We start from the raw sequence: 21,985 nt of genomic DNA on the forward strand, positions 1-21,985 counted from the left end.
GGGTAGATTCGCCGGGTCAATCGCTCAATGTCGTATTGTTATCTGGAGTTTATTCGGATTAGAACACCTTAAGGTTATGCTGAGTACTCTTTCAATATAGGGATTGCGATTGTGAAGCGCAACACTCTTTGCGGTGAACACACGAAACCTTGACGTTTTTTATGCGAGCGATCGCATAAATATGCCAATGTGGATATCGGCAATAAAAAATGGGCGCTCGTGGCGCCCATCTTGATGCGAATGATTGTTGATGCAAACAGTGAGACAGCTTAAGCGCCAATAACGCCGCCATCTTCACGGGTAATGGCAACGATGGTGGAGCGAGGCTTGCTGTCACCACCACCAGGGTAGTGAGAAGGCGCACCTTTCTCGCCCGGATGCTGAACACCCACAAACATGGTTTTGTAGTCGGCGGAGAAGGTCAGCCCCGTGATCTCACAAGCAATTGGCCCTGTCAAGAAACGTCGCACTTCACCAGTATTAGGATCGCCGCACAACATTTGGTTGTTCCCTTGACCTGCAAAATCGCCCTGATTTGAGTAGTTTCCGTCCGTTTGAATCCACAAACGACCGGCTTTATCAAAGCCGATACCATCCGGGCTATTAAACATGTTGTCGGCGTTGATGTTGTCACTACCCGCGTAGAGCGAATCTTTGTGCACCGTTGGGTTGCCAGCAATCAGGTACAAATCCCAATCAAACTCTGCTTGGGTGTGATCGCCCGAGGTCGGTACCCAGCGAACAATTTGTCCGTAGTGGTTCTCAGCGCGAGGGTTAGGACCACCGACAGGTTGGCCCTCTTTTACGCCGCGGTTTTTGTTATTGGTGAGGGTACAGAACACGTGTTGGTTGTCTGGGTGCACCGCCACCCACTCTGGGCGATCCATCGTAGTCGCGCCAACTTGAGTCGCAGCGCGACGTGCAAAAATCATCACCTCGGCTTGATCGTTAAAACCGTTCTCTTTAGTCAGACCATTTTTGCCATAAGTCAGTTCAATCCACTGCCCCTTGCCTTTCAACTCGTTGTCGTCCATCTCGAACTTGGCGACATACAAGGTGCCCTCTTCAAGCAAGTTGCGATTGGCAGCATCATTGCCCGGTTGGTAGCGATCGCGAGAGACAAATTTGTAAATGTGCTCCCCACGCTCATCATCACCTAGGTACACCACGACATGACCATCATCGTTGATCAACAGTGCCGCATTCTCGTGCTTAAATCGCCCGAGTGCAGTGCGCTTAAGCGGCGTCGACGTCGGATCGTTTGGATCGATCTCCACAACCCAACCAAAACGGTGTGGCTCATTCGGATGCTTAGCGACATCGAAACGCTCATCGGTGTCATGCCACTGGTAACTGCTCTTCGCTGCTTTGATTCCGTAACGTTTATGATCGTCGCTCAACTCTGCCGTCGTACTGGTGCCAAAATAGCCGTGGAAGTTCTCTTCACAGGTTAAGTATGTGCCCCAAGGCGTTTGACCGTTGGCGCAGTTATTAAAGGTGCCGAGTGGCGCTAAGCCTGAAGGATCCAATTTGGTTTTCATCAACGCATGACCCGCCGCTGGGCCTGTCAGGCGCATTTCTGTGTTAGCGGTAATACGGCGGTTGCGTTTCCCTGCTTTATCCACTTTCCACTCTCCGCCGGATTTGACGATTTCGAACACCGTCACACCGTGTGCCGCTTGCGCTTTTAATACGTCGTCCGCCGTCATCGCTTTACCGCCATGTTCGAACAAGTATTCGTAATTGGTGTATTCGTTGTTCACCGCAATAACAGCGCGATCGTCACTGATAGGGAATAGGCTCATCCCGTCGGTGTTGTCACCAAACTGACGCGCCTGCGCGGCTGAATCTTGCTTACCGCTTTGATCAAACTCTGGCGCATCAGCAAAAATAGGATCACCCCAAGAGAGAAGCGGCGTGGCTTTATAACCTTTAGGTACGATGATCGCATCTTTTGTCGAGGCTGGCACTGCTTCGAAGTTGAGCAAACGACTATCACTTGATGCCGCTATCGCTTTCGCGATCGGGTTGAGGGAAAGAAACGCCCCTGCACTGACGGCAGCGGTTCCGGCTAAGAAACGACGACGAGATAGTCGCGCTTCGATCATCTGGCTGAATTGTGAATCCTGTTCATCACGATCCCACATTGCTGACTCCTTGCTGAGTTATCATTATATAAGCGAGCAAATGTTAGGCGAGTAAGGTTACACATCAGTTAAGGTTTTGTTTAACAAATACAAAGTAAAGATGATGCTTTTACTTCGATTACATGACAAGACCAATAAATGGCGATCTCAGTCACATGTAAATTAGAAATTACGCCAATTTCGCGAAAAATTTGTGATCAAAACACTGGTGTTTCGCGCATTTCGCCGCTAAATTGAAATTGTTCATGAGGAACTAGATTCACATCTGCTCAATGAAGAGCATGGTATTTAACGTGAGGGATTATCATGAAGAAAATGAGAAAAGCACAATTGCATCGTGTTCGTATTCAATACTGGAAAGATTCGAACAAAAACACGAACAGCAAACCTCAATAACTGTGCAACCCCAACAAAGCTGGCTTAACCGCCAGCTTTAGTAGTTTTATAGGCCCCCGTTTTTCACCCACTTGAGCATTACGCTGCTCTATGATGACTGGGAAACAGTGACGCCAAGCCATTCACCACACCCAATGTCTCTTTCGAATAAATGTGCTTGTCTTTGTAACCGACAAATTGCACTAAGCGCACCTTGCCTGAAAGCAGAACTTGGCGTAACACTCGATTGACCATCTGCACTTCGATCAACGTATCGGATTCCAACCGCGTCACGGGCTGTAAGCTGGCGAGATCAATATTGATCACCACGTCATCACAATGTGACAAGTAGTGGCTCAACTGCTGCTTCACAGTAAAACGAGAGCGAAAGTGGCACTCGTTGACGGACAACCAATCACAGCCGAGATCTTCTGCATAATCAAGCAGCTTCGGATCTTGATTGTCCGAATCCACGCCAAGGCAGAACAAGCGGCTTTGCTGACTGCGCTGCAAGACAAAATGAAACAGCGAGCCTTTCTCAGGCTCTAGAGTCGGTTTGATATCCAAGCTGCGGCTGATATGGATAAACCCCAACTCTCTGCCTTGACTCGCCACCATCGGCAGCGCATGCAGTAAGCTTTCACCGTCATTGGCAAAGAGCACAGGTAAACTGGCCGACTCCATCAACGCAGCAACGGTATCAAGCAAGTGATGTTTGGCCGCTTGTTGGAGATTGAAATGACCGCCATAGCCAATATTGGTCGAGACTTTGTCCGCCAGCCAATCGTAGAGCTCTTCCAAGCTCTGGTTGGCCATATCAAACTCCACTTGGCTCATCGGTTTGATCTGTTCACTGACACTGAGCAAGGTGAGTTTGTCGCAACAGAGCCCAGTAATACTGTGTAGCTTGCGCCGTTGAAATAGCCTAAACATATCCTTTACCTTTCAGGAGGCAGAGCTCTCGCTGCCTGCAATACATGAAGTACAATTTTTTGCTCGTTCATCTCAACGCGATGAGCCGGTGCCATTACCGACACAGCGCCAACAAGTTTGCTACCCTTTAACACCGGCGCGCTGATACCAGACACCCCGGGATCAATTTCAGAGGTACTGACCGCGTACCCCTGGGTTCGAATCGCGTCCAATTTGGTCTGCCAAGCGTCCCATTGCGACTCTTGGCCAAAGTAACGCAAGATTTTCTCGCAGCGCGCACTCGGCATATACGCCAACATCACTTTCGATGAAGCGCCATGCAGCAGCGGCTGACTCTGCCCTTCGACATAACTGCACCTAAGCGCTTGCATGCTCTCTTTTCGGCTGACGCACAGTGCACGATAACCAACAGGCACCATGTAAGCCGCCATTTCGCCCGTCTGCTTTTGTAAGCGTCTGAGCACCGCGGACACTGACTCCAGCTCACTTTGACTCGATTGGTAACTGCGCATCAACATCAAAGCCGCCGGACCGATGATCAAGGTTTTGTCGTGCGTACTCTCTTCAATCAGGTTCCACTCTTTCAACATTTTGAGGTGGCGATACAAACTGCTCAGTGGTGTCCCGAGCTGATGACTTAAGATTTTGGCGGTCACCGGCTCGTCGTTGACCGCTACCTGCATGAGCAGTTGTAAGATTTTCTCGTTCACTTGGCCGCTGCCGTTTTTCATGGTCAATTCTTTTCTAACTGGGTCATAGAGTGAGTTCAAATTATATTCTTATAAGGCGAGAATAGTGAGCACAAAGAGCACCTACATTTTCACTGAGTGATAAAAAGCACGCCCTACGCAACCCATTCAAACCATCAATATAACTTTACTTAACGGTAAAGTTAAAATAATCTATGTTGCATAATCATCTCGAGCCGCCCAGCGGCCATCTCGTTTTGGGATCAACGACCACAAGGTTTAGGGATAACATGAAGCCTCTAGCACTCACCCTCAGCGTTCTGTTTGGCGCGGCGGCCACTCTCAGTGTCACCTGCCAACTGTCTAACGCCAGCGAACGTTATCAATCCAACGCGTATCAAGTTCAGTTGCCGATAGAGAAGCAAGCGATCCGGCTCGAGAAGCTCTCCGGTGAATTCCAAGCGTCTGAATACACGAAGATTCTGTCGGATCAGGAAGGCAAAATTACCAATGTCTTGGTCAACGATGGTGCGGTGGTTAAAAAAGGCACGCCGCTGTTTGAATTTAATACCACCTTCGCTCGTTTAGCGGTTCAAGCCGCCCAAGAGGAATACCAACGCGCGCTCGACAATATCCTTGATTTAACGAAATCCGGCGTGACGCGCGGTGAACGACTCGACGGCGCTCGGCAAGCCATTGACGCGACGAGAAAGAATCTGCTTGTCGCCCAAGAAGCGCTCGTCGATACCACCATCGTCGCGCCCTTTTCAGGTAAAGTGGGGCAAATTCTGGTCAGTGCCGGGAACTTCGTCACCAAAGGTCAGGAGTTAACAGAGTTGATCGCCGTCTCTGATGTGGAGCTCCATTTCAGTGCGCCGAATGACGTGCTCTACCCCTACCTAACGACACTGAGTGATCCCGCAGCGCAAACGCCACCGACAGTGTCGGTAAAAAATGCCCACGGCCAATTTATTGATGGCACGCTCAGTTTTGTCGACAGCAAAACCACCGAACAGGCCCAGACACTCTCCGCCTATGCGACCTTTACTAATTCTGATAATCAGTTACTGGTGGGAAGTAAAACCGAGCTCTACCTTAACGCCATAGAACGCCAGGCGACCCTGTTTGTCCCTAAACAGGCGGTGCATACCAAAGAGACCCAAAGCTTTGTCTATGTCCTTGATGGTGATAAGAAAGTGCTAGAAGTGCCGGTCGCGCCGCTGATGGTCAAATCTGAGATCGAGGGCTATCTCGCGGTCACCGGGTTAGAGGCCAACCAGTTTGTCGTCAACGATCCTTACGCGTATGAGCTGGTCGGGCGCAAGATTGAGCCCATTGTGAATCTGGTTGAAGGGCTAAACCAAATCCTTAGCCGCGGATAATCTCGGCAATAGAGTGTCGCAATGTTGAGTCAGCTCTCAACTCTCAGCGACGGGCATACTGGTAGGACCATGCTTATGGTAGCGTTAACACAATGACCACATGGAAGAAATTAGAACACTGCTCTGACCTTTGTATGGATAAAAGAAGTCAACGAAGCGAAAAAACTCGGCAGAATATTATTCAGGCAGCAATGGAGTGCTACCAGGATTTTGGTGTGCAAGGCGCCTCGCTTGAAGCTGTCGCCAAATGCGCAGGCACGTCAAAGCCCACCATCTATGCCCATTACGGCTCGAAAGAGAAGCTCTATCAGAATGTCGTCGAACACATTTTGCACCAAGAGCAAGAGACGCAAAAACTGCCGCCATTTGATCCGACCCGTAGCATTAAATCTCAGCTGTTTGATATTTTCGATCAGCAGTTGGATTTTGTCTTAAGCTGCGAGCGCCGCCGCCTGCTGGTGGCCATCACGATTGAAGCCATGTGTCATGGCAGTTGTCATCTCAACGATCTTGAACAGATCAAAACTTGTCCAATGGAGCATTGGCTGAGCGACGCCATGGCACACAACACACTGCCGCAGCAAAACGCGCGAGAACTGGCGACGAATCTGCTGGCATTAGTGAAAGGTCGCACCTTCTACCCCACATTTCTTGGTATGAATGACGATAATATCGAGCAGCGCCGGGCCAACCTTCACTCCGCGTTGGATTTCTTCCTCCAGACGCAACAAGCACAATAAGAGGCGCAGCAGCGCCCCTTGTTGCTATGTTTATGTGTTTCTGTGTTTATGCGCTTCTCAGTCGCTCAATCTTCTAAGCGATCCGTCCTAAGGATGCCCAATACTACGGCATCCTGCTGACTTCATCACTCTTGGGCCAAGAGCGCCTGCCCATTGGTTTTGATGACCTCTTGATACCAATAGAAGCTCTTTTTGCGCAGGCGCGTCAAGGTACCCGAGCCGTCATCGTGGCGATCGACATAGATATAGCCATAGCGCTTGCTCATCTCTGCAGTAGAGTTCGCGACTAAGTCAATTGGCCCCCAGCTGGTAAAGCCCATTAGCTCGACGCCATCTAATATCGCCTCATGCGCTTGCACCAAATGATCACGTAGATACGCGATACGGTAGTCGTCGATCACCTCACCTTCGTCAGTCACGGTATCACGCGCACCGAGACCATTCTCAACGATAAACAGTGGCTTTTGGTAGCGATCGTGGAGGAAGTTGAGCAGAATGCGCAATCCTTTAGGGTCAATCAACCAGCCCCACTGACTCTTTTCCAGATACGGATTTGGGACACTGTCGACGATATTACCCACCTCTTTTTGTTTCGGATCAGCACTCGCACACCCACTGGCGTAATAACTGAAAGAAATAAAGTCGACACTCGCCGCCGCTAGGGTTTCGATGTCCCCCGCTTCCATCTCGATGGTGATTCCGTTATCACGGAAATAACGCAACATATAACCTGGGTACTTGCCGCGAGTCTGCACATCGCCAAAGAAGAGCCACTTATTGTTCTCATCCATCGCCGCCAAAACGTCATCAGGATTACAGGTGTAAGGGTAGTTAATCGCGCCGAGCAGCATGTTGCCGATTTTCGCGTCAGGGATGATGTCGTGACAGAGCTGCACAGCTTTGGCGTTGGCCACCAGCTGATGGTGGATCGCTTGGTAGATCGCCTGTTCGCTCGCGTCTTCTTGGAGTCCAACCCCAGTAAACGGCGCATGCAACGACATATTGATTTCATTAAAGGTAAGCCAAAGCTTCACTTTCTCCTTATAGCGCGTAAATACGCTGCGCGCATAGCGCTCAAAGAAGGTAATCACTTCTCGGCTACCCCAACCGCCGTAATTTTCCACTAGGGCGTAAGGCATTTCGTAGTGTGAAAGCGTGACAAACGGTGTCATCCCGTGGGCGGCCAATTCGTCAAATAGTCGGTCATAGTAGGCGAGCCCTTCTTCACACGGCTCGGTTTCATCGCCTTGCGGAAAGATACGCGTCCAAGCAATGGATAGACGAAGGCAGTTGAACCCCATCTCCTCAAACAAAGCGATGTCTTCTGGATAACGATGATAAAAATCGATGGCAAGATCTTTGATCCCCTCAGTACGCGCTTCGCGGGTCTGATGTGGGTTTAAGATCCCTTTTGGCAGCATGTCAGCGGTGGAAAGCCCTTTGCCACCAGTGAGGTAAGCGCCCTCTACCTGGTTAGCCGCAATGGCTCCGCCCCAAAGAAAATCGGATGGAAAAGTCATAGTTCATTCTCTTTATTTATGATTTTGACTTGAGTGTACTCGAACCATTAGACACTAAATAAGGTTAGATATTTATCAGGATATTTCCCATTTTTAGGCCAGAGCGCAGCGACAAAAATCGGCAAAATCTGAATGATAGCTCGGTATTTTCAAGCCATTACGAGACCTATCCGACACATCTTTTTCCACAGAAATACTATGCTTATAGAGTAAACAATGACGTAAGAGGGCGTGGTTATGAAATACAAACATATCCTAGTTGCACTAGAGCTGTCTGAAGAGAGTAACGTTCTCATTGAACGCGCCGCGTCTCTCGCTGAGATAGTGGGTGCACAAGTCTCGTTCATCCATATCGATGGCACACATGGGGAAATCTACCCTGATTTGGTCGATATTCAAGCCGATCCTAGCCGTCGACCTTTGAACGAAAACAACAACCAATGGCTAGAGAAGTTTCAAACCGATTCACCTGTCCCGATCAAGCACTTCCTTGTCGGTACCGGCGATCTCAGTGAGAAATTAACGTACACCATTAAAGAACACGGCTTTGATCTGTTGATTTGTGGCCACCATCAGGACTTTTGGAGCAAAATTGTTTCCTACTCCCGCCACCTCATCAATAAGTCACCGATTGATATCCTCGTCGTGCCAATCACAAGCTAACTGAGATAGCCGCCCTAGGCGGCTATCTTTTTTACAGCTCGGTCAAACGACGAATAACGCGATCGGGCTCAACTCCCCACGGATCAAAAGGCACATCCACGCTGCGCTGCAACCAGACGGTTTTAATACCGGCTGATTGCGCACCCAGCACGTCAAACGGATTGCTCGAGACTAAATAGGTGTCGTTGTCTTGGGTGACCGACAGAAGATGCTGATAGACAGATGGGTTGGGCTTAAAGGTTTTGACCTTTTCACAGCTGATTATCTGCGCAAACTCGTCCCGAATGCCCGCGCGGCGCAGCAACGTCTCAACACTGTGTTGTTCACCATTAGAAAAAGCGACCAGCCGATGCCCTTTCGCTACCAGTGAGGCTAGGCTCTCTTTGACATCATCAAAACAGGGTAAGCGAAGATAGAGGTCGAGAAGCTGCGCTTTCTGTTCCGGCGACAAGGTTGTTTGATGGGCGGCGCATGTGTAATCCAGCGCTTGTTCGGTGCAGGTTGAAAACGGCACATACTCGTTCATCAACCCGCGTCGAAACGCGTATTCGAGCTGCTTATTTCGCCAAGTCACACTCATGGCCTGCCCAAGCCCCGGACGCCACGCTTCCAGTTGAGTCGCCACAAAATGTGTGTCAATCAAAGTGCCATAGACATCAAACGCATAAGTCTTCGTCATTGTTGCCGTATCCATTGTGGAGAGTGTCTTACTATCGTAGACAATGGTGAACGAGTGTTCAATAATAGGACACCCATTCTGAACGAAAGAAGCGATTAAGCGAATGACCGACTCGATAACAGAAACCCTCGCCAGTTTCACCTCTATCGAACAGGCATTGGATTATTTTGAGATAGGCTATGACCGCACGTTTATCGAGCAGAATCGTACCGAGTTGGTGAAGCGGTTTGGGGGTAATCTTATTTTACAAAAGCCTGATGATTGGTTTTCAGCGCGACGTGCGCTAAAAAATGCTTATTGTAAAGTACAGCGCAGCAAGCTGGATAAACACACTCGCTCGGCCTGCCGCGGCTGCACATCTTGTGAACGTCGTTAGGCTTCTTGTTCGATATCCTCTTCTTCGAACATAGATGAGCATTTGATTTCAAACTGATTGAACGAGAAGATGCTAGGGCCATGAACGCGCTTAGTGATCACTTTCTCTTCCCCATATTGCACCGTAACATGGGTGAACACCTTACCTTTTACCTCGATGGTGTTGTCTTCGAGTGCAGAGGTCAATTCCGCTTCATTGCCATCACGGGCACGTTTGACTTTCTCAAGGTGTGCGTTGCTCTCTCGTTTGAGCGTTTCTACCTCTTCTTCTTGCTCTGGCGTCCGTTGAGATTTCGGAATTTTTTTCAACTCCAGCTCTTTACGCACCACCGCCATGGTCGCTTCTTGTGCTTGAGTGTATTGTTCTTTGAGCTTGGCTTGGCGCTCTTTATACATCTGAAAGCGCGCAAACGCCTGAACATGTGTCGCGGTGTCGCCTTCCACACCCAGCTCGACGCAGGTGATTTTTCCACCCACCTTGGCACTGCCGCCGCTTAAGGTGCCGTGTTTTTCGCTGCTATCGGCGACAACGAGGTGGCGACCACAGCGAATGGCGTTGTTCATACTGTGGACATTGAGAATAATATCTTGTCCAGCTTGTAACTCACTGAACTGTGCATAATTGGCCTTTATGCTGCCGCCCGACTTCACCACACAGCTCTTTTCTTCGCCTTCAGAGACATTGTGACCAATGATGCCTTTGGCAACTTCAATGTCACCTTGTGCTTGAACATCCGCCGATTCAATAAATCCACCCACCGTGAGTGATCCGGTTGCCCGAACGACCATATCCGATTCAATGTTGCCAAACACCACCACGTTGCCTTTGAATTTAACATGACCCGTCGCCACACCTATGGTCGGTAAGCAGAGTGCATCTTCCACTTCCACGCTGCGCTCTTTGAGCACCGGCATACCGGATACCTCAGCCAGCAATACATTGGGATTGTTGGGATTCACTTTCGTGCCTTTGCCCGCTTTGAGCATGGCATCGTTACCAGGCTTAGGCGGAATCACCTTACCTTGTACTGTCATACCTGGTGTCCCTTTCGTCGCAGGTACACGTTTCATAAGGGGATCATTTGCTGAGACGGTGATGGTCTCGCCTAAGTTGAGCATGTCCACTTTGCCCCCATCTTGATCTGATTCTTTGGGAGCGAGCACTTGTCTAGCAGGGTCTTTGACTAAAGGAACAAACTTGGCGTCTTTGCCTTGGATGGGATTTTTGCCTTTGGCGACAGGTTGAGTGAAGGTTTCACCGGGTTTGAGTTGATGGCTCATCACCAACACTTTTTTCAGTGCGAGCTTATTGATGCCTTTAGTGACATGGGATTGCGCCAAGGCATGCACGATTTGCGGTCCTTTCAGAGGTTGGCCTTTGTAAGCGCCGGTCACCACCATACTGGCCAGCATGTCGTGTTCTGAGAGCACCACTTCCACCGTCGCGTCACGCACTTCAGCGATAGGAAAGCCCACATACGCTTCACTTTTCGCTTCTCGCGCACACTTGATAAAGCGGTTCACCGCCTCTTCCATCAGATAAAAATCACTGGCGCCAATATTGGCTAACGCGGAATCTAATCCACGCGTATCGAAATTTCCATCCACACTGATGTCTGGCAATAGCTTCGCGACCACTCCCTGCTCATCTTCTGACAGAGATACTAACTTGTCCCACATAACTGACCTGCTTAACCCACTTAACCTGTCCAGTCTATTCAATTTGATACTGACACAGTATGGAATGTGTGACAAATTCAGGCATAGGTCACTGAACTTTTGTTGTAGAAACGTCCATCAACGCTATTTACAGTGTAAAGTTTACCAGTTCCGTTTATCGGCCCATCTTATGGTTGAGTGCGCCATCCACTCATTGGGTGGATAATCAGTCGGTCGCGATGCTTCTCTTCAGGCTTCTCTGCGCATCATGCGGAAAGCGGAAAATGGTGCGGCGCGTTTAATGAATAGATCGCGGTCACTTTGCGCCCTTGTTCGCTGTATTGCAGCGAGTCACACAGTTCTGTGGCGAGAACGATACCTCGGCCATAGGTGTGTCCGTCTTGAACTTGCTGGCGTTTTTCGTAGTCAAATCCCTCGCCGTTATGAAGCAAAATCATGGTGACCTTCTCACTGTCAGGCTGATAATCGAGCTCAAGTTTGACCCAGGCACTGTCTTCAAGCTGCTTGAGTTTATCCTCTCGCTGCTGGTAATAGGTAAAAAAGCCGTCGGGGTCATCTTTTACGGAGGAATCAAGCTTGAGCAAACCATGCTCGATGGCATTAGAAAAGAGCTCAGAGGCCACCGAACAAATCAGATCCAGATGTGGGCCACCCGATAACATTCCCTGTAAAAATTGCCTAACTTCGGCCATTACCGACAGGTGGCGCAGCTTATGGCCGTCAAATTGCAGACTGGCATGTATCGGCACTTGACGTCTCTGCTGTTCCACCGTTTGACAAGCCTCTTCTTCCGCGACGGTAATGGGGAAATGCATGGTCAAAATGGATAAATCGTCACGCACCTCTTGATTGCTAAAGGCTTGTACCGCTTCATACAGCGTTGGGATGACCGCGCGCTGACCTGTGAAACAGGCCTCAAGGCGCTTGGCGCCAAACTGTTCATTGTTGGGGCTGGCGGCTTCAATCACGCCATCGGTGTAGCAAACGATCTGCTGATCAGGCTCCAGTTTGTAGTGCATAATGTCGGCTTCAAACTCGTGCGGCTCAAGCACGCCCAACGGCATGTGGCTTGAGACTAAACGGCTGACAATCTCGCCTCCAGGATCGACAATATACCCATCAGGCAAACCACCTCCCCACCAAGAGACTTCAAAGCCATTGGCTCTTACTTCAAACACGCTGGCGGCAAGCATCATTCCCATCGGAAGGAAACGCACCAACACTTCGTTGATTTCGGTAACAATTTCCCCGAGCGGTAATCCTTTCGCCGCCATCGTAAAGAATGCGCGCGTCGCAGGTAGCGCGGAGATCGCCGCCGGTAAGCCGTGTCCTGTGGCGTCAGCGATCATCACATAGACACCACCGTGTGGCCGCTTTGCAAGAACAATTAAATCACCGTTAAAGATGGTAGAGGGGGTCGACAAATAATGGATGCCGTACACATTGCTGACCTGGCGGCTCATCTCTTGAGCGAGATTGGCAAAAATCGACTCGGCAATCGAATAGTCGTACCGTACTTGTTCATGGAACTGGCTCAGTTCATCACGCTGCTGCATCACTTCATTGTGCATTTTGACAATCCGATAGTGCGCTTGCACTTTGGCAATGAGGACATTGCGCTCCACCGGTTTGAGGATAAAGTCATCACCAAAGGCAAGGCAGCGCTCAAAAGAGGCGCGATCATCCAAAGCGGTTAAGAAAATGATCGGAATGTGGACGTTAGGAAAGGCTTCTCTGACTTCTTGCGCGGTAGTGAACCCATCTTTCACCGGCATCATGACATCCAACAAAATCAGATCCGGCATCGAATCCATCTGTTGCATCGCCTCCACCACCCCTTGGCCATTTTCAAACATGGTAATGCGTTCGGTGATATGATCGAGAATAAAGCGACACAGCTCACGGTTGGTGGCGTGGTCATCGATGATCATGACATGCATAGGCAGTCCTTACTCTATCGAGAACTTCTTATCGAAACGGGAAATGGCGAGGATTTTTCGCACCTGTGGCAAGGTGTTAGTGATGCGAATCGCCCCATCGGGCTGCCCGAGATAATTGTGCATGTTTAACAGCATCCCAAGCCCTGCACTGTCGATATAGTCGACTTTGCGTAAATCAATGGTAAACCGATAACTGTGTTTGTCTGTATAGCAGCGCCGAAAATCTTGAACGAGGTTAAACCCAAACGCCCCTTCAATGGTAATGGTCACCTCACGTGAGCCTGAATTCACTGTAGACTTAACCGACATATTGCCCCCTTGGTGGATTAAAACAGCTCAACTTCGCCTTCATCAATGTTTGCTTGCGTTGCCGCCGGTGAACCTCTTTGCTCAACCTGTTCAAGCAATGCGTGCAGTTCACTCGCAAACTCAGCGTCACTGAGGGTGCGTTCTGTCCATGCCAGCGTCAGATCGGCCAGCTGTTGGATAAACGCCACGCTACCTTGCGCGTACTCCCCTTGCTGCGTAATGATGTCAGCAAATTGCAGGGCGCGAATGCCGTTGGCAACCTGAACACTGAGCAGATCACCGCTGTGCTTGATTTTGTGGACTTCTTGTTCAACCGACACATTGAGCTGCTGCACGCCTCGCAACATGTCATCGACTTTTTCTTTCGATTCGATCGCTTCCGTCATATCGATGGAGGCCATCTCTCCAACGGTTTTGTTGGCCTCTTGTACCGTAGCTTGCGCGGTGTTAATTTCGCGCTCAATTTGGTTATTCAGCTCTTCCGCTTTGACCGAAAGGTGTCGTACTTCATCGGCAACGACGGCAAACCCGCGCCCAGCCTCACCCGCTCGCGCCGCTTCAATCGCCGCATTGAGCGCCAGTAGGTTGGTCTGCTCGGATAACCCGCGAACTTGGTTGAGTAACTTAAACACCGAATCGAGCTTGTCTGACATATCGTGAATGCTGTGCACCGCAGAAATACTTTTTTCCGAGACGATCACTAAGGTGTCCACAAAGTGGCGAATAATGGCTTCGGTTTTCGGTAACACTTGGCTGATGTCATGATCGCTGCCGTGATTACCCAGCAAGGTTTCCACCAACTCACTCGTCACTTGGCTCTGCTCTTCCGCCAGCTTTCGCAATTCAAAATAGCTTTCATTTAAGGTGTCTACTGACTCGTCTACCACGCTGCGTTGATGGCTAAGCGGATCCGATAATTGAGGGATAACACGTTGCAAGATGTGCCCCAACGCCGCTTCCCGAGCAAGGTTGGGATCATCGCTCGAGGGGGCCTGTGAAGACGCAGCGCTCTCAGTTGGCATCGGGCGAGGCTTGGCTAAGACAATCCAAGGCACCGCCGCCACGGCGATCATTAAGGCAAGTTGAAGCTGAGACGGCGCATAACTCACCCCCACACCCAACAGCAGCACTTGAATAAGCACCGCGAGCGCGCAGCGTACGCGATGACTCAGTATTCTCTTTTTCTTCATAGGCTCACCAACTGACAAATCTGTTTCGGTATTTTATGCAGCCCGAGAACGTACTCCGCAGCGCCCAAATACACCGCGGCGCCCGGCATGCCCCACACCACTGAGCTCAACTCATCTTGAGCAATGGTCGGCGCGCCTTGCTGCTTCATCTTCAACATGCCTCGCGCACCGTCTTTACCCATACCGGTGAGCAAGATACCAATCGCGTGCTCGCCTAACGTCTCGGCAACGGCATCAAACATGACATCCACAGAGGGTTTGTGGCGATTGATCGCTGGCCTGTCGTCAAGTTCTGCGTATAACTGCCCGCCACGTCGGGTAACGACCAAATGCTTATCGCCGGGGGCTAAATAGGCGCAGCCTGATTTCAGCGCCTCACGAGCCTGGCCAAGTTCTGTCACCTGTATATCCGAGTTCGCGTCGAGCCTGCGCGCAAACGAGGCGGAAAACATCGCGCTAATGTGCTGGGTAATCACTATCGGCGGCAGACCGGCAGGCAAGGTTTTAAGCACCTGATTGACCGCTTCCGTCCCTCCCGTGGAGGCGCCGATGGCAATCAGCTCAATGTGATTGGTTTGGCGTATAGGATCGAGTTTTTGCGCATCAGGCGCCACTGTCTCTCGCCCTACGTTGGCGCCCGCGGCGACTTTGATCTTTTCATTCACCAGCTTTTTGTAATTGACCATCTCGGCGGTGTTTTGCACCGCAGGCTTGGGAAAGTAGTCCACCGCCCCGAGTTCCAGTGCCGCCAGCGTCGGCTCTGCGCCGTGCTGCGTTAACGTGGAGATCATCACCACAGGCATCGGCCGTAAACGCATTAGATTTTTTAAGAACTGAACGCCATTCATTTTTGGCATTTCGATATCCAGGGTCAGCACATCGGGATTGTGTTGTTTGATCAACGCCCGAGCTTGATACGGATCTTCTGCACTGGCGACCACCTCAAGATCCGGATCGCTGTTGATCAACTCAGTCAAGATCGCGCGGAATACCGGCGAATCATCGACCACCAATACTCTGATTTTTTTCATATAAACAGCTCCGCGTCATCGCCATTGTCACGTTCGTGCTCCAACTTATAGGCATAGGTCGATTCTTGTTGATGCACCGTATGCACTTCATTAAAGGGCACCCGTTTCAGCCACACTTTTCCAATCGAGGGATCAAAGAGTATTTTTCTTGGCTCCATTCCCCCAAGATCTTGCGCCACCACATCCAATTGCTCGCGCTCAACATAACTCAGAATAAAACTGACGTTTTTCTCCCCTATCATCGATTCTTTGCCGAGCATTTGCGCCCCACCAAACAGTTTAACCACCAAGCGATGCCGACGCGCACCCAAACCAATCAGTTGATTGATCAACATTTCCATCGCATAACAACCGTAGCGAGAAGCACTCGAATCCAACGCGCTCGGCTGCCAAGATTTGATTTGGCTGCGATTCTCAAAAGGCAGGAGAAAGTGATTCATGCCGCCGATACGTGTGACGGGATCCCACATGCAGGCTGAGATGCATGACCCTAGACCAGTCACAATCAACTCGTCACTCGCCTCACTGCAATAAACGCCGCCGGGGTACACTTTGACAAAGTGTTTTTCTCGGATAGGGTGATAAAACCGACTAACATGACAAGCCCCATTTTGCGGGTCGACGTTCGGGCCGTGGTATGGCGTCATAACCGCTTCCTACTTTTTGACATAAATTGTGTGACCGAGGTGATGAAAGCAATCCACTCCATCAGGTAAGCTCTCCGAGTGGCCTAAAAACAGCACCCCATCAGGGGATAGCTGTTGATAAAAGCGTTTGAGCAATCGCGCCTGCGTTTTTTTGTCGAAATAGATCATCACGTTACGGCAGAATATGACATCAAAGCTCGCTGTAAATGGCCAAGCTTCAAGCAAGTTGAGTGGTGAAAACTGTACGTGATCCATTAGACGCTGTTTGACTTTGATCTGGCCGCTTTGGCGTCCCACACCTCGAACAAAGTTCCCCTTTAGATAGTGCTTAGGAATAGAGTTGAGTGCCTCATCACTGTAAATGCCAAGTTGCGCCTTCTCGAGTACCGCAGTATCTAGGTCTGTCGCAACAATCACGACTTCGTCCAACTGACCTTTGCGTTCAAATGCCGCAAGTGAAGCGGCAATGCTGTAGGGCTCCTCACCACTAGAGCAGCCCGCGGACCACACCGCGACCTGCTTTTTGCCTTGCTCTTGCCACTGGCGACTGAGCACCTGCTCCAAAAATTCAAAATGGTGGTACTCACGGAAAAACGACGTTTTATTGGTCGTCAAACAATTGATGAAAGTGACTCGCTCCTGGCGGTCATTCTCAATCAACGGGCGATACTCTCTAAAACGGCGTAGCCCCAATCGGCGCAACTGACGACTGACACGGCCATAGACCATAGCGCGCTTCTGATCCGAGAGAAAAATGCCCACGTGTTTATGCATAAACCATTGGATAAAATGAAAATCTTTATCCGTGAGCTCAAACTCTTGCTCGGGTAGCGTCAATTCCGTGTTCAAAATTCTTCCCATTCGTCGCCTTCCTCTTCCACCTTAAATGCCGTGTTGCTGGCTTTGTTGGTGCGAATCTCTCTGACGTTATTTTCGTTAGGGGCTTTGTTGCTGCGCGAATCAAAGCTGGCCACTTTGGCGTCGGTCACAAAGAAGTTCATAAGATTGAGCAACTCTTTGCCTTCATCTTTGAGCGATTGACTGGCGGCTGAGGTTTCTTCAACCAGCGACGCATTCTGCTGTGTCATTTCGTCCATCGTCGCGACAGCTCGATTGATCTCATCAATGCCGGTCGATTGCTCCACACTGGAAGAGGCAATCTGTTCAATCAACTGGTTGACCTTCTCCACCGCTTCGACAATTTCACTGAGTGTGTCGCCAGACTCACCCACTAAGCGTGAACCTTCATCGACTTTCTCCACACTGTCTTTGATAAGGCCCTTGATCTCTTTGGCTGCCGCCGCACTGCGCTGCGCTAGATTGCGCACTTCACCCGCGACAACGGCGAAACCGCGCCCTTGCTCGCCAGCGCGCGCCGCTTCCACCGCTGCATTAAGTGCTAACAAGTTGGTTTGAAACGCAATTTCGTCTATTACGCCAATGATGTCGGAGATCTTTTTACTGGCCGAGTTAATGTCAGCCATCGCAGAAACCGCCTGACCAACCACTTGGCCGCCTTTGGTGGCTTTTTTCGTTGCATCCACGGCCAATTCGTTAACGCCTTTCGCGTTGTCGGCATTTTGTTTCACCGTTGCTGTCATCTGTTCCATGCTCGCCGCGGTTTGCTCGAGATTCGCGGCTTGAGCTTCCACTCGTTGACTCAAATCGTTGTTGCCTTCGGCGATCTCTGATGAGGCGGTAGCAACGCGCGCCGAGGATTGCGTGATCTTATCCACCATATCGCGCAAGTTGAGAATCGAGGTATTGACCGAGTGAGACAATCGACCCAGTTCCCCGTTATTGCTCTCGGGCATCGTCGTATTAAGATTCCCTTTCGCCACTTGGCTCATCACATCAATGCACTGCCCTATCGGTGTCACCATAGTGTCGAGTAGGCTATTAATGCCATCCCCCAACTCTTTCATAAAGCCGCTGTACACACTGGTGTCAATACGCTCTTGCAGCTCACCGGCGATCGCTTTTTGTATCAAAGACTCGACCTGACGCTGCCCATCTTGCTGTTCGGTAATATCCACCCACTGTAAGGCAGGACCGATGTACTTGCCCTGGCCATCTTTCATGGCAATACAGGTCAAATTGAACTCTAGTCCTCCGACCGCAATATTAGAGCTAAATGGCAAGCGGTCAGGGTTAGCAATGATGCTCTTTTGATGGGCGGGGTTTTTATGGAATACATCGATGTTACGCCCAACTAAATTGCTGGCATCAAAGCCGGGAAGTGCTTGCCTTAGCTCCGCTTCACGCGATTTTAGTAAAGTGAGCAAAGCCGGGTTGACGTAAGTAATCACCCCTTCCATATCGGCCATCATTAGATTCGTCGTCATGCCCGCCACCGCAGAGGCGAGGCGCCCGATCTCTTCTTCTTTTGCTCGCTCATCGGTGACATCGCGCCACTCTAGCGTATTGCCAATGTAAGCCCCTTGGGCATCGTGTATGGCAGCGACGTTCAACTCAATCTTCAAATCACCAATGGTGATATCTGTGCTGTAAGGTAAATTGTTCGGATCGGCCAGCATCTTGCGCTGATGAGCGGGGTTTTGATGAAACTCATCAATACAACGCCCCATAAGCCATTCCGCACTTGCGGTAAATCCAGACCATACCGAGCGCAGCGTCGCCTCGTGCTGACGAAATAGCGTCAGCGTCTCTTTGTTGATGTAGGTGATCAAAAAGTCTCGGTCAATCATCACCATGGCAGTTTGCGCTTGGTCAACAGCGGCTTGGAGTCTCGCAATGTCTTGGCTTATCTGCTCAGACTGCGTGACATCAGACCATTCCAAGGTATTACCAACATACTGCCCTTTGGCATCTATGATGGCGCCGACATTGAGTTCAATCCTCACGTCTTTGACCGAAATGGTCGTGGTGTAAGGTAAATTATTGGGATTAGAAAGAAGTTGGCGCTGGTGGCTTGGATTAGCGTGGAACGCATCTATACAGAACCCGAGTAAGTCATCTTCGTTTGCCTTGAAACTCGGCCACATTGATTGAAACAGCGCTTCATGGTGCTTGAGTAGTTCCAGAGACTTCTGATTGAGATAGGTAATCTTGAAATCACGATCAATCATCATCAGCGCGGTTTGCGCCGCATTCAGTGCAGACATGAGTTGCTCTTTGGAAATGCCGCTCTCTTGCTCCACATCCAGAGTAAAGTCTTGAGTCAACGTGTCTTCCGTCGGGGTTGAAAATTGCTGAGCTTGCTCTGCCTTTCTGTTCCAAAATCCCATACCTGTCCCTCTTCTTGCCATGCTCTATTGTTATCAGTGTTTGCTTTAGACCCAGCTCTCATGTTGAGTCAGTTCAGAAAGCTTTTCGACATCCAATAAAGCTTCCATATTCAGTAGGATGAGGTGACCTGCTTGCACCGAAGCGAGCCCCCGAATAAAACGCTGGTCTACCCCCATCGACACTTTAGGTGGTGCCTTGATGGACTCATCACTGAGGGGATACACCTCTGACACCGCATCAACCATGATGCCAAATGGGTTGCCTTGACCATCACTCAACACCACGACGACCGTCACGTCGGTCAGCTCGGTTTTGCCCAGACCAAGACGCATTTTGAGGTCAATGATGGGTAAGTACTCGCCGCGAATTTCCCACACGCCTTTGAAATAGTCCGGCGAGTTCGGGACTTTGCGCACCGGCGACCAGCCCCGTAGTTCTCGCACATCTAAAATCGGCACGCCGTATTCGTCATCTTGTAGGGTGAAACTTAAAAACTCATGTCGGGTTTCCATTACTTCGCCCTTAAGATTTTGTCCATGTTGAGCAGCTCATGGGTATCAAGCAGGGACATCACCTGCTCGCCCACATTCATCAACCCAACCAAATAGGGTGTCACGGCCGTGTCGCCAACACAGGGGTGAAGGGTTTTGTCGTCTTGCGCCAACACATCGCTGACCGCATCCACCACGACGCCCATCAGACGCTCACCTTGATCACCCTCTTCTCGCAATACAATGACAACGGTCGTGGGCAAGTATTGGCATTCACCTAACGAAAATCGTCGTCTTAAATCCGTCACTGGCACGATCATGCCGCGAATATTGATCACGCCACAGACAAATTCCGGGGCGCGAGGTATCGGCGTCGGCTTTTCCCAAACCCGAATCTCTTCGACATCCTTAATCGGCACCGTATACAACTCGTCAGCAAGCAGAAAGCTGAGAAAATCCGCGCTCTGCTCACCAAGCTCGTCGCTGTACTGCCCAGACACTAACGCCGCGTCTTGAGCAAGCGCGTCTGTATCAGGTTGAATGGTGGTCACTTGCTTCATGATGTCTCCCTACGCCGCTAATCCGTTACTGCCCGCCGCATCAAGGTGGGTTTTCAAAAAGCCGGTGATTAATCCCTGAATATCCAAAATCAATGACACCGACCCATCCCCTAAAATGGTGGCGCCAGAAATGCCCGAGACTTTGCTGTAGTTCGACTCCAAACTCTTGATGACCACCTGTTGCTGCTCTAACAGTTCATCAACCAATAACCCAACGCGATTGCCTGCCGCTTCAACAAAGCACAATATGGGGTGCTCACTGGGCGTAGCGGGAGCCAGTTCGAGTTCAGATTGCAGATTCATGATAGGGATGCTTTCTTCGCGTAAGCGATACAATAATACGCCACCGGAAGCGCGTTTAATTTTGCTCTCATCCAAAGAGACCGATTCGATGATGGTCAGCAATGGAATGACAAACACTTGGTCGGCCACTTTGATAAGCTGACCGTCCAAAATCGCCAAGGTAAGGGGTAAGCTGATGGTGAAACGGCTGCCTTTGCCCAGCTCGGATTCCACCTCGATGTGGCCGCCCAATTCTTCAATGTTGCGCTTGACCACATCCATACCCACGCCTCGCCCAGAGATATCTGAGACCGATTCCGCCGTCGAAAAACCGGGGGCAAAAATCAGGTTCATCACCTGCTGTTTGGAAAACTCGTCCCGGTTGGCATCGCTCGCGACAACGCCTTTTTCCTGCGCTTTACTCCACAGCACATCGCAATCGAGTCCGGCGCCATCGTCGCATATTTGAATGATGATAGAGCCGCCTTGATGGAAAGCATTAAGCTCAATGATCCCAGCCTCGGGTTTACCTCGTTCACTGCGCGTTTGGCGTGACTCTATGCCGTGGTCAATGCCATTTCGGACCAAATGCACGAGCGGATCAACAATGCGCTCTAGCACCGTTTTGTCGAGTTCCGTGTGCTCGCCCTTGATCACTAAATCCACCTGTTTGTCCAAGCGAGATGACAAATCTCGAACCAAGCGGGGGAAGCGACTAAAGGCAAAGCTCATTGGCAACATGCGAATATTGAGGACGTTATCTTGCAGCTCCTTGCTGTTTTGCAACAGCTGCTCGAGGCCAGCTTTGAGTTTATCCAATTTGTCAGGGGTAAAATCGTTACCAATTTCCGTCAACATGGATTGCGTGATGACCAGTTCGCCCACCAAGTTTATCAAGCTATCGACTTTATCAATATCTACCCGAATGGAACCGACGCTTGACTCGATTTTCGTCGGCTTAGACGCGGTTTTCGCGGGTGTCTCAATGCTTGGTTTGGTTGCGCTAGGTTTAGGTGCAGTGGGCTCAGATGCAATTGGCTTAGGTATAATGGACTCAGACTCGGTGGACTTAGACGCCGTCGAAGCAGAAGAGATTGACTCAG

The 21,985-nt window shown here is 50.3% G+C and carries 20 protein-coding genes; 4 read left to right on the plus strand and 16 right to left on the minus strand.

Annotated features, from left to right (window positions below):
• Nucleotides 1-269 precede the first annotated feature (269 nt).
• The 3 genes from AC6R1O_RS02865 to AC6R1O_RS02875 all read right to left on the minus strand — a co-directional run bounded on the left by AC6R1O_RS02865 (nt 270) and on the right by AC6R1O_RS02875 (nt 4,186).
• A complete protein-coding gene (locus AC6R1O_RS02865) occupies nt 270-2,147 on the minus strand; it encodes a PhoX family protein (protein ID WP_500629169.1) in 1,878 nt (625 codons plus the stop codon).
• 474 nt (nt 2,148-2,621) lie between these two features.
• Complete coding sequence (locus tag AC6R1O_RS02870; protein WP_500629170.1) at nt 2,622-3,455, minus strand: arginase; 834 nt, start codon at nt 3,453-3,455, stop codon at nt 2,622-2,624.
• Between the two features lie 5 nt (nt 3,456-3,460).
• Entirely contained in the window at nt 3,461-4,186 is a 726-nt protein-coding gene (locus AC6R1O_RS02875; RefSeq protein ID WP_500630968.1) for an IclR family transcriptional regulator, read from the minus strand.
• 248 nt (nt 4,187-4,434) lie between these two features.
• On the opposite strand from AC6R1O_RS02875, the gene AC6R1O_RS02880 reads away from it, so the two are divergent.
• A complete protein-coding gene (locus tag AC6R1O_RS02880) occupies nt 4,435-5,526 on the plus strand; it encodes an efflux RND transporter periplasmic adaptor subunit (RefSeq protein WP_500630969.1) in 1,092 nt (363 codons plus the stop codon).
• Between the two features lie 134 nt (nt 5,527-5,660).
• A complete protein-coding gene (locus AC6R1O_RS02885; RefSeq protein ID WP_334568186.1) occupies nt 5,661-6,266 on the plus strand; it encodes a TetR/AcrR family transcriptional regulator in 606 nt (201 codons plus the stop codon).
• 125 nt (nt 6,267-6,391) lie between these two features.
• Here the strand turns inward: AC6R1O_RS02885 and AC6R1O_RS02890 are convergent, their stop codons facing one another.
• The gene (locus AC6R1O_RS02890; RefSeq protein WP_500630970.1) at nt 6,392-7,786 is read right to left on the minus strand and encodes a glycoside hydrolase family 1 protein; all 1,395 of its coding nucleotides are present in this window, start codon (nt 7,784-7,786) and stop codon (nt 6,392-6,394) included.
• A 237-nt stretch (nt 7,787-8,023) separates the two neighbouring features.
• Here AC6R1O_RS02890 and AC6R1O_RS02895 point away from each other — a divergent pair, with 237 nt between their 5' ends.
• Nucleotides 8,024-8,449: a universal stress protein gene (locus AC6R1O_RS02895; protein WP_500633150.1), complete on the plus strand. Its 426-nt coding sequence runs from the start codon at nt 8,024-8,026 to the stop codon at nt 8,447-8,449.
• 31 nt (nt 8,450-8,480) lie between these two features.
• Here the strand turns inward: AC6R1O_RS02895 and AC6R1O_RS02900 are convergent, their stop codons facing one another.
• Complete coding sequence (locus AC6R1O_RS02900) at nt 8,481-9,128, minus strand: haloacid dehalogenase type II (RefSeq protein ID WP_500630972.1); 648 nt, start codon at nt 9,126-9,128, stop codon at nt 8,481-8,483.
• A 103-nt stretch (nt 9,129-9,231) separates the two neighbouring features.
• Between AC6R1O_RS02900 and AC6R1O_RS02905 the strand changes: the two genes are divergently transcribed.
• Nucleotides 9,232-9,504: a nitrogenase-stabilizing/protective protein NifW gene (locus AC6R1O_RS02905; RefSeq protein ID WP_487902471.1), complete on the plus strand. Its 273-nt coding sequence runs from the start codon at nt 9,232-9,234 to the stop codon at nt 9,502-9,504.
• On the opposite strand, the gene AC6R1O_RS02910 is transcribed toward AC6R1O_RS02905, so the two are convergent.
• From AC6R1O_RS02910 to AC6R1O_RS02960, 11 genes are all read right to left on the minus strand, one after another.
• Nucleotides 9,501-11,183, minus strand: a complete 1,683-nt coding sequence (locus tag AC6R1O_RS02910) for a flagellar assembly protein A (RefSeq protein ID WP_500633151.1) — start codon at nt 11,181-11,183, stop codon at nt 9,501-9,503. The genes AC6R1O_RS02905 and AC6R1O_RS02910 overlap by 4 nt on opposite strands.
• A 245-nt stretch (nt 11,184-11,428) precedes the next feature.
• Nucleotides 11,429-13,123 carry a SpoIIE family protein phosphatase gene (locus AC6R1O_RS02915; protein WP_500633152.1) on the minus strand — a complete coding sequence of 565 codons (1,695 nt, stop codon included), beginning with the start codon at nt 13,121-13,123 and terminating at the stop codon, nt 11,429-11,431.
• Between the two features lie 9 nt (nt 13,124-13,132).
• A complete protein-coding gene (locus tag AC6R1O_RS02920) occupies nt 13,133-13,432 on the minus strand; it encodes an STAS domain-containing protein (protein ID WP_334553042.1) in 300 nt (99 codons plus the stop codon).
• A gap of 17 nt (nt 13,433-13,449) precedes the next feature.
• Nucleotides 13,450-14,622, minus strand: a complete 1,173-nt coding sequence (locus AC6R1O_RS02925; protein WP_500633153.1) for a methyl-accepting chemotaxis protein — start codon at nt 14,620-14,622, stop codon at nt 13,450-13,452.
• Nucleotides 14,619-15,653, minus strand: coding sequence for a protein-glutamate methylesterase/protein-glutamine glutaminase (locus AC6R1O_RS02930; RefSeq protein ID WP_487902467.1), 1,035 nt, complete (start codon nt 15,651-15,653; stop codon nt 14,619-14,621). The genes AC6R1O_RS02925 and AC6R1O_RS02930 overlap by 4 nt, the downstream gene beginning before the upstream one ends.
• Entirely contained in the window at nt 15,650-16,300 is a 651-nt protein-coding gene (locus AC6R1O_RS02935; RefSeq protein ID WP_500656463.1) for a chemotaxis protein CheD, read from the minus strand. The genes AC6R1O_RS02930 and AC6R1O_RS02935 overlap by 4 nt, the downstream gene beginning before the upstream one ends.
• A gap of 9 nt (nt 16,301-16,309) precedes the next feature.
• The gene (locus AC6R1O_RS02940) at nt 16,310-17,161 is read right to left on the minus strand and encodes a CheR family methyltransferase (RefSeq protein WP_500656464.1); all 852 of its coding nucleotides are present in this window, start codon (nt 17,159-17,161) and stop codon (nt 16,310-16,312) included.
• Nucleotides 17,146-19,548 carry an aerotaxis transducer Aer2 gene (gene aer2 / locus AC6R1O_RS02945; protein ID WP_500656465.1) on the minus strand — a complete coding sequence of 801 codons (2,403 nt, stop codon included), beginning with the start codon at nt 19,546-19,548 and terminating at the stop codon, nt 17,146-17,148. The genes AC6R1O_RS02940 and aer2 overlap by 16 nt, the downstream gene beginning before the upstream one ends.
• Nucleotides 19,549-19,593: 45 nt before the next feature.
• Nucleotides 19,594-20,061: a chemotaxis protein CheW gene (locus AC6R1O_RS02950; protein WP_500656466.1), complete on the minus strand. Its 468-nt coding sequence runs from the start codon at nt 20,059-20,061 to the stop codon at nt 19,594-19,596.
• Nucleotides 20,061-20,600, minus strand: a complete 540-nt coding sequence (locus AC6R1O_RS02955) for a chemotaxis protein CheW (RefSeq protein ID WP_500656467.1) — start codon at nt 20,598-20,600, stop codon at nt 20,061-20,063. Before AC6R1O_RS02955 ends, AC6R1O_RS02950 begins: the two co-directional genes overlap by 1 nt.
• A 9-nt stretch (nt 20,601-20,609) precedes the next feature.
• Nucleotides 20,610-21,985, minus strand: a 1,376-nt coding sequence (locus AC6R1O_RS02960; protein WP_500656468.1) for a chemotaxis protein CheA, incomplete at its 5' end; no start/stop codon positions are given.

The sequence above is a fragment of the Vibrio sp. R11-SG3-ISO3-SZ genome (assembly GCF_059834345.1).